7 protein-coding genes are annotated in these 7,431 nt (G+C 72.4%); 3 read left to right on the forward strand and 4 right to left on the reverse strand.

The features are described from left to right. Window positions 1-649: iron chelate uptake ABC transporter family permease subunit (locus tag DEI81_RS15730; RefSeq protein WP_111011673.1), on the forward strand; the 649-nt coding region annotated here is incomplete at its 5' end. A gap of 174 nt (window positions 650-823) precedes the next feature. Next, window positions 824-1,711: an NAD(P)-dependent oxidoreductase gene (locus DEI81_RS15735; protein WP_111011674.1), complete on the forward strand. Its 888-nt coding sequence runs from the start codon at window positions 824-826 to the stop codon at window positions 1,709-1,711. A 587-nt stretch (window positions 1,712-2,298) separates the two neighbouring features. Here DEI81_RS15735 and DEI81_RS15740 read toward each other — a convergent pair. The 3 genes from DEI81_RS15740 to DEI81_RS15750 are packed head-to-tail and all read right to left on the reverse strand — an operon-like array spanning window position 2,299 to window position 3,148. Then, window positions 2,299-2,553, reverse strand: coding sequence for a type II toxin-antitoxin system RelE/ParE family toxin (locus DEI81_RS15740; RefSeq protein WP_111011675.1), 255 nt, complete (start codon window positions 2,551-2,553; stop codon window positions 2,299-2,301). Continuing rightward, window positions 2,550-2,798 (reverse strand): type II toxin-antitoxin system Phd/YefM family antitoxin, encoded by a 249-nt coding sequence (locus DEI81_RS15745; RefSeq protein WP_111011679.1) that lies wholly within the window; start codon window positions 2,796-2,798, stop codon window positions 2,550-2,552. The genes DEI81_RS15740 and DEI81_RS15745 overlap by 4 nt, the downstream gene beginning before the upstream one ends. A 47-nt stretch (window positions 2,799-2,845) precedes the next feature. After that, entirely contained in the window at window positions 2,846-3,148 is a 303-nt protein-coding gene (locus DEI81_RS15750) for a hypothetical protein (protein WP_111011676.1), read from the reverse strand. Between the two features lie 75 nt (window positions 3,149-3,223). On the opposite strand from DEI81_RS15750, the gene DEI81_RS15755 reads away from it, so the two are divergent. Beyond that, window positions 3,224-3,604: a nuclear transport factor 2 family protein gene (locus DEI81_RS15755; protein ID WP_111011677.1), complete on the forward strand. Its 381-nt coding sequence runs from the start codon at window positions 3,224-3,226 to the stop codon at window positions 3,602-3,604. A 196-nt stretch (window positions 3,605-3,800) separates the two neighbouring features. Here DEI81_RS15755 and DEI81_RS15760 read toward each other — a convergent pair. Further along, the coding region (locus tag DEI81_RS15760; RefSeq protein ID WP_111011678.1) for a family 78 glycoside hydrolase catalytic domain at window positions 3,801-7,431 on the reverse strand (3,631 nt) is incomplete at its 5' end.

Consider the following 7,431-nt stretch of genomic DNA (forward strand, 5'->3'; position numbering starts at 1 on the left):
GTCGTGGGGCGTCGCGGGGGCGGCGCTCGCCGGGGCCGGGGTGGTCGCGGCGGTCGTGTTCGGGCTCGCCGCGCGCGGGGGCTTCCGGCAGGACCGGCTCGTGCTCATCGGCATCGGGGCCTCGGCGGCGACCACGGCGCTCATCGGGCTGCTCATCGCCCTGACCGACCCGTTCAGCGCGACGAAGGCCCTGACCTGGCTGTCCGGATCGACCTACGGGCGGACGATGCCCGACGTCGTCCCGGTCGTCGTCGCGCTGGCGCTCGGCCTGGTGGTGGTCGGCCTGCGGCACCGGGCGCTCGACCTCGTGTCGCTCGACGAGGACACCCCGCGTCTGCTCGGGCTCCGGCTGCCCGCGACCCGGTTGCTGTTCCTCGTGACGAGCGTCGTGCTCACCGCGACCGCCGTCGCCGCCGTCGGCACCATCGGGTTCGTCGGACTCGTCGCCCCGCACGCGGCCCGGGCCCTGGTCGGTCGGCGGCACGCCCGCGTCGTCCCGGTCGCGGTCCTGCTCGGTGCGGTGCTCGTGTGCCTGGCGGACCTGCTCGGGCGGACCGTGATCGCTCCCGCGCAGATCGGGGCGGGGCTGCTGACCGCCGTGATCGGGACGCCGTACTTCGTGTGGCTCCTGGCGCGGTCCCGGACCTGAGGTCGTTGTGTCACTTCGGCAACTGCGCGAGCCAACGACGAAGTGCGGGGTCTGGCGACGGCGCACTTGTCGTCTGCGCGCGTCCTTCCCGCGCGCGCCCTCTCGCGAGCGCCCTTCCCTGGCGACCGCGGCCAGTGAGAGCGGTTCGCGCGCCCCCTGTGCCACAGTGGTCCGGTGCTCGGGGTCGTCGGGATCGGTCGGATGGGCGCGGCGTTGCTGCCGCACCTCGTCGCGCTCGGGCCCGTCCTCGCGCACGACATCGACCCCGCCCGCGAGCCGGACGTCCTCGCCGCCGGGGCGCGCTGGGCACCGACGCTCGCCGAGCTCCTCACCCGCGTGGACGTCCTCGTCACCGTGCTCTCCGGACCACCCGAGCTCGGTGCCGTCATGGCGGAGGCGCTGCCGGGCCTCCCGGCCGGGGCGTTGTGGCTGGACCTGACGTCCGGTGATCCGCGGACGACGCGGGCGCTCGCCGCCGACGCGGCCGAGCGCGGCATCGACGTGGTCGCTGCGCCCATGGGCGGGTCCGTCGACGACGCGACGGCGGCAGCCCTCACCCTGTTCGCGAGTGGGAGGCCCGCAGCAGTCGAGCGCGCCCGTCCCGTCCTCGACGCCCTCACCGTGCGCGGAGCCGTCCGGCACGCTGGAGACCGGGCCGAGGACGGGCAGGTCGTCAAGCTGCTCGCCAACGCCCTGTGGTTCGCCCACGCCTCGGCGGCGACCGAGGCCCTGCTCGTCGGACAGGCGATGGGGCTCGAACCCGAGCACCTGCACGCCCTGCTCCGCACGAGCGCCGGGGGCAGCGTGTTCATGGACCGGCACCTCGACCACCTGCTCGACGGGGACGACATGACGACATTCGGCGTCGACCGGGTCGTCGAGGAGCTGGATACCGTCGCGGGGCTCGGGCGCGAGGGCGGGGTCGCGATGCCGGTGCTCGACGCCTCGGCGGACGTGCAGCGTGCAGCGCTCGAGCGGTACGGGCCGGCGCTCGGGGAGCTGCTCGGGGCGCGGTGGCTCGAGGAGCGGGCCGGGCGGCGGTTGCGGCGAGGTGATGCGTGAGCGGAGGCCGGGTGGTGGGGAATCACGCGTTGCCGGAGAGCACGTCGAAGTCGCCGCAGATCGAGGGGTTCGGGTCGACTCCCGCGGACGGGGTGTCGCCGGTGTCGATGATGGCGACGTCGGCGAACCCGACTCCTTCGATGGAGGAATGGCCGAGACAGCTCGCATGATGGTGCGTGTCAGGCAGAGCCCGCGACGAGGGGAGACGTCACGGATCGACGTGATCGCGATGTGGGCACTCATCGCGCTTGACGTCGTCGCGGTGCTCTTGTCCAACCAATGCTGTGTTCGACAGGAATCGCTATCTCTACGGGTCCGGGGTCTGTGGGACGGGTCGGCCCCACGGCGTGTGTTCGAACTCGGGTTTCCTCGTCAGCATGCCGCTGTCCTTCTTCGGCGGGATCGCCTCGGTGCTCGTCGGAGCACGCCCCGGGCTCCGGGCGCGGCGGCGAGGGCGTGCCGGAGTGTGGTTTCCACTGTGCGCGTTGGGGGCGGTTCTCGCGCTCTCGGGGCTGGCCATCGTCGTCGTCCGGACCGCGACCGGTACGTGGTGATGGTCGTGGATCTGCGCCTGCATGAGCGGGAGGTCAGCGGTACACGTCGCGCCGATGCCCGAGTGTGACGACGACCACGAGCAGGACACCGTCGTCGATCGTGTAGATGATGCGGTAGTCACCGACGCGCACGCGGAAGCCGTCGCGTCCCTGGAGCGCCTTCGCACCCGGCGGGCGAGGATCCTGACCGAGGAGTGCGATCGCACCGCGGACACGGGACCGGTCCTGATGGTCGATCCGCTTCAGCGCTCGAGCGGCGGCGGGACGGAGTTCGACGCGGTAGCTCACTGCCAGCCCAGGTCCGCCTTCACCTCGTCCCAGGGCACGTTCGGTCCTTCTTCTGCCATGGCGCTGTCGAAGGCAGCCACGTCCGCGGCATCCTCGAGGGCCTCCATCATCCGTTCGTAGTGTTCGGGACTGACGAGGACGGCGGCACGCTTGCCGCGACGCTCGATCACGACATCGTCGTGGAGCGTGCTGGCGATGATCTCGGAGAGGTGGCTTCGTACTTCCGCAACGCTCACGACGGTCATCTGCACAATGTACAACTCGCACCCCGAACTGTACAGGCGGCCCGTGATCAGCCGAGCAGCGCCCGCAGCCGCGGCTCCACGAGCGACGCCGACCCGACGGGCGACAGGATCCCGCGGAACACCCGGAGCTCCTCCGCCCGGGACTCGACCGGCCCGAGCACGGCGGCGTGCGCGGTCGCCACGAGGTCCTCGAGCGCCCGCACGCACGCGTACCGGACGAGCCGGGTCTCGTCGAGCTCGATCAGCCCGTAGCCGTGCCGGAAGGCGGCGGCCTGCTCGTCAGTGCCGTTCCGCGCGCCCTTCCGCCGGTTGGTCCAGCCCGATCGACCAAAGTCCCGGGGGACGGGCACTGCGCCTTCCCAGGTGCGTGCACCCCGGTTCCGCGCCAGACTGACCGGACACCGATCACCGACCGGAGGACCCCCATGGCCAGCGTCGACGACCTGCTCACCGCCAACCTGCACGCCGTGTTCGGCCAGCGCGACGCGTCCGCCCGCGCTGCCGCCGCCCAGGACGCCTACGCCGACGACGTCGTGTTCACCGACCCCGAGGGCTCGGTCACCGGTCGCGACGCCCTGCTCGGCAAGGCCGCGGGACTGCTTGACGAAGCACCCGCCGAGTTCGTGTTCGCCGAGGACGGCCCGCGCTACCTCAGCGGCACCGCTGGCGCGCTCGCCTGGGCGTTCGGACCCGTCGATGCCCCGGTGGCCCGCGGCATCGACGTCATCACCGTCCAGGAGGGACGCATCGCGACGCTCCTCACGATCCTCACCGACGAGGCACCGCCGCTCACGCCGACCATCTGACGGCGGGAGGGGCGGTGCGGGGCCGTCCCGGGCCTCCCGGCCGACGGCCGGAGCCAGCGGTGTCCTGCCGCCGCTGTCCTGGTCCGTGCCGTCCTGGCGGTGACGCGTCCGAGGGCGACGGCGCCGTTGTCGTTCGACAGCGGTCATGTCGAGAACAGGCGGAGGGAGCCTGGCCGGGGAGCGCGGCGGGCCTGGGTCAGCAGAGACCGGCCAGGGTCGCGTCCGACCCCGCGCTCGTCGCGGACACGGTCGAGACCAGGTGGCAGCCGGACGGCAGCCCCGACACGACGAGCGCGGAACCCGAGCGGGTCGCCGTGGTCGCGACGCCGTCGACCCAGACCGTCGTCCCGGACCCCGCCCCGACGGGCAGGGTGACCGCGCTGGTCGTCGTGGACGGGACGCGCAGGGCCAGGTCGACCGCGCCTCCCGACCGTTGCTGGTAGGCCGCGGCGATGGTGCCGCGCACCGTGGGCTCGGTGACCGAGGCGTGGTCGACGGCGCCGGGCTGCGGCGCCACCGAGAACGACGCGTACCCGGGCGCGGTGGGCACGATGCCGAACAGGCCGGTCGTGACGTCGGAGACCGGCGACGCGGCCCACGGGTGCGAGTAGGTCGTGTTGGCCTTGAGGGACTTGTCCCACGCCTCCATCGTCGAGCCCGCGCCGACGCGCACCATGTTCATCCAGCTCGTCTTGTCCGTCGCCGTGAGCAGCGCGTCCGCGGCCGATCCGGCGCCGGCCGAGTAGAGACCCGGGAGCAGGAACGCGGCGCAGTAGACGCTGCAGGCCATGCCCTTCCCCGTCACGTACGACGCCGCCCGCGGGACGTTCGCGGGATCGACGACGCCGAACGCCAGGGCGAACGCGGTCGCTTGCACGGCCTCGTGCGCGATCGGCTTGTTCGTCCCCGTGGTCAGGCCGTCGCGGTAGGCACCCTTCGTGCCGTCCCAGAGCCGGGCGTTGATCGCGGTCCGGAGGGACGCCGCCTGGGTCCGGTAGCTCGCCGCGTCCGCGGTCTTCCCGATCGCGGCCGCCATCTCGGCGAGGTCGACGAGGTCCCGGTAGGTCAGCGCGTTCACGACCGTGTCGGTGTCGGTCAGCTGGTAGCCGTCCCGCTCACCGGCAGGCCAGTCGACGATGTCGTCGGCGTCCGCGTGGTCGACGAGTCCCGTCGCGTGGCTGATCGACCCGGTCAGCGGGATGGTGCGGAGCGCGGCGTAGTCGGCGCGGATCTGCGTCGTGTCACCGCTGGCCTCCCAAGCGTCGTGCACGGCGAGGACGTCGTACAGGCGCCACTCGGTCGGCCAGGTCGGGTGGGCGAGCAGGTAGTCCACCGAGTAGGTGCCGAGCGCTCCGTCCGCGGACAGGGCCTCCTGCGCGGTCTGCTCGATGTACGCGTCGGCCTCGTACGCGCCACGCTCGCGCTCCCAGGAGTCGACGTACAGGTCCAGCGTGTCGTCGATGATCGTGTTCCGCGACAGCTGCCACACCGCGTCGAGCTTGCTCGACGACGACGAGAACGTCGCGGCCGTCGCGTCGATCGGGTAGCGGAGCACCTCGGCCTGCAGGTCGTGCGCCGTCACCGCCTGCGGCACGTTCGACACCTCGACGTACCGGAACACCCGGATCCCCCAGGAGCGCAGGGTCTGGGAGCCGGTCTTGAGGGTCCAGCGGTCCTCCCACTTGTTGCCGGCGGTGGTCTGGTACTGGACGGACCCACCACCGCTGGCGAGGACCTCGCCGTAGCGGATGTCCACCGTCCGCGTGTCCGGGCTCGTCATCGCGAGCCGGAGCCCGCCGATCCGCGTCTGGCCGAAGTCGAGCAGGTAGTGCCCGGTGCCGAGCCGCGTGATCGTCGTCGGGGCGTCGTCCTCCTGGAGCATCGTCGCGGTCGGCGTCGGGGTGAGCGTGCTGGTCGCGAACGCGCTGCGTGCCTGGGCGAGCGTCCACGCGTGGTCGTCGAACCCGACGGTGTCGAAGCCCGACGGGTACTGGCGTGCGTCGATGTCCTCGACGGGAGCGGCGTAGTAGGACGTACCCACCGAGCCGGCGGCGGGGAACACGCCCGTGCCGGTGCGCACCCGCCAGGTGGGACCGGTGCCGACGCGGGTCTCGGTGCCGTCGGTGTAGTGCACGACGAGCTCCGCGAGGAACCGGTGGTCCGACGTCGTGTACAGCAGGGCCCCGATCGCGTTGGTCGCCCCCGCGTGCAGCAGGGACGTCACGTCGTAGCTGTCGTAGCGGACCTCCTTGCCGACCGACTGGGTCGGACCGGCTCCGACGAAGCTCCCGTTGACGCTGATCTTGTACACGTACTGGCGGGACGGCGCGGGGGAGGTCGCGGTCGCCGAGAGGGTCGCCCACGCGATCGTCCGGGCCGGCAGCGTCACCTCGTCGCGGGCGAACAGCCAGTCCGACACGGCACCGGAGCGGATCAGGCAGGCCGCCGAGGTCGGGAACGTCGCCTTGCCGCCGGACACCGTGCCGCAGGGGACGTCGGCGTTGCTCGTGAACGTGTTCCGATACAGGACGCTCGAGCCCGGGCTCGTCACGGTCAGGCCCAAGAACGTCGTCTTCTCCTTCGAGCCGTTCCGGTAGCCGATGACGCCGCGTGTGTCCGTGTGCGAGGTGCGGGTGTCGACCAGTCGGCCGGCGAACCACGTCCGGATGGTCGAACCGGACACCTGGACCTTGATCGCGTACGCGTGCCCGGAGGTGACCTTGGTGCCGAGCGGGATCTTCTTCGTCGTGAGCTTGCTGTACTTGCCGGCCACCTGCACCTGCGGGACGAGGCTCGACGTGGCGGTGTCGAACTGCCAGAGGTAGCCGTTCTTCGCGTCCTTCGCCCGGAACACGACGCCGGTCGGCTGCGCCGTCGCGACGTAGGTCTCGGTGAACGTGTAGTTGCTCCACGGGTCGAACAGGCACGAGCGCGAGGTCGACACGGTGAGGACGCCGTGCGACTCCCGCCCGCAGCCGAGGTCGGCGACGGTGCTCGACGACGACTGCGACCAGAGCGTCGCGCCCGTGCGGTCCGCGACGGCGAGCGATCGGAAGGTGGCCGACTCGTGGGTGCCGGTCTGCACGCCGATCCACCCGCTCGCGAACGTCCCGTCGGTCCGGGTGTCCACGGTCGTGCCGCCGATGGTCGTCGTGATCGTGTCGCCGCCGAGCGACACGGTGAACGCGGTGTCCCGGCCCACCGCCAGGTCGACGCCCTCTGCGTGCAGATCGACCGTCCCGAGCACCCGGTAGGCGCCCGCCCGCCGGACCTCGGCGACCAGGCGGTCGCTCGCTGCCTGGAACTGCCAGAGGTAGTAGTCGCTCGCGTCGGTCCCGCGGAGGAGGACCGTCGCGGCGCTCGCCGTGATCGTGAAGTGCCCGGACAGGGTGTAGTTCGACCAGGTGTTCGACGGGGTCTCGGACCAGATCGCCCGGGCTCCACCCCAGTCGCCGCCGAGCGCGGTGCCGAACGTCGCCGGCGTCGCCCACGGCGAGGTCGCGCCCGCGCCGTCGACGACCTGCACCGAGAACCACGAGCGGCTCCCCGCGGTGAGGGTCGGTCCGGCGTAGGACACGTTCTGGCTCGCGCCGGACGTCACCACCCCGCTGTCCCAGATGTCGCCGGTCCCCGCTGCGGCGGCGGCGCTCGAGCCGGCGACGACGATGCGGTAGGACCGCTGGTCGGGCGCGCCCGCCGGGAGGCCCGCGGCGGCACGCTCGAGCACGGCCGGCTGCCAGGAGAACCGGACGGGCACGCTCGGGTCGACGTCCATCGGTGCGCTGAGGCCGTCGACGGTCAGGTGGGTGGGGGCGGTGGGGACGGCG

It is taken from the genome of Curtobacterium sp. MCBD17_013 (assembly GCF_003234565.1).
GTDB lineage: Bacteria > Actinomycetota > Actinomycetes > Actinomycetales > Microbacteriaceae > Curtobacterium.

Excerpts from the sequence above, each read along its gene's own strand:
- DEI81_RS15745 (WP_111011679.1), bottom strand. The coding sequence starts at position 2,798 with ATGACCGTCGTGAGCGTTGCGGAAGTACGAAGCCACCTCTCCGAGATC.
- DEI81_RS15755 (WP_111011677.1), top strand. The coding sequence starts at position 3,224 with ATGGCCAGCGTCGACGACCTGCTCACCGCCAACCTGCACGCCGTGTTC.